The organism is Vibrio sp. 1727 (genome assembly GCF_033344415.1).
Lineage (GTDB): Bacteria > Pseudomonadota > Gammaproteobacteria > Enterobacterales > Vibrionaceae > Vibrio > Vibrio alginolyticus.
In genome coordinates this window covers 1-551 of the sequence record NZ_JAWPOT010000562.1, presented here as the reverse complement: position 1 = coordinate 551, position 551 = coordinate 1, and the positions used below count along the sequence as shown (strand labels likewise).

1 protein-coding gene is annotated in these 551 nt (G+C 49.2%); it reads right to left on the bottom strand.

From position 1 onward, the window contains the following. Positions 1 to 551, bottom strand: a 551-nt coding sequence (locus R8O10_RS26950) for a thiamine pyrophosphate-dependent enzyme (protein ID WP_318192190.1), incomplete at both ends; no start/stop codon positions are given.

The following is a 551-nucleotide window of genomic DNA, read 5'->3' as shown; positions in this document are numbered from 1 at the left end:
GGAATCGGTTATTAAGGTTGATGATCTTCACAGGAATATCGTACTGCATGGCCGTCGATAGCTCCTGAATGTTCATCTGGATACTGCCATCACCCGTCACCACCACCACTTCTTCTTCAGGCATCGCGAACTTAACGCCCATACCAGCAGGAAGACCAAAGCCCATTGTGCCCAAGCCACCCGAGTTGATCCAACGGCGAGGTTTGTTGAATGGGTAGTACAACGCCGCAAACATTTGGTGCTGGCCTACATCAGACGCCACATACGCGTCACCATTGGTTAGCTTGTGCAGTGTTTCAATGACTTGCTGTGGCTTGATACGATCCGACGACGTTTCGTAAGACAAGCACTGACGATCGCGCCACACTTGAATATCATCCCACCACTTAGTGATCGCCGCTTCATCGTTGCCACAATCTTGCTCTGCCAGTAGACCAAGCATAGTAGTCAGTACTTTTTCAGCAGAGCCTACGATTGGAAGATCCACTTTGACGTTTTTGGAGATCGACGACGGATCAATATCAATGTGCATCACTTTCGCATTTGGACAG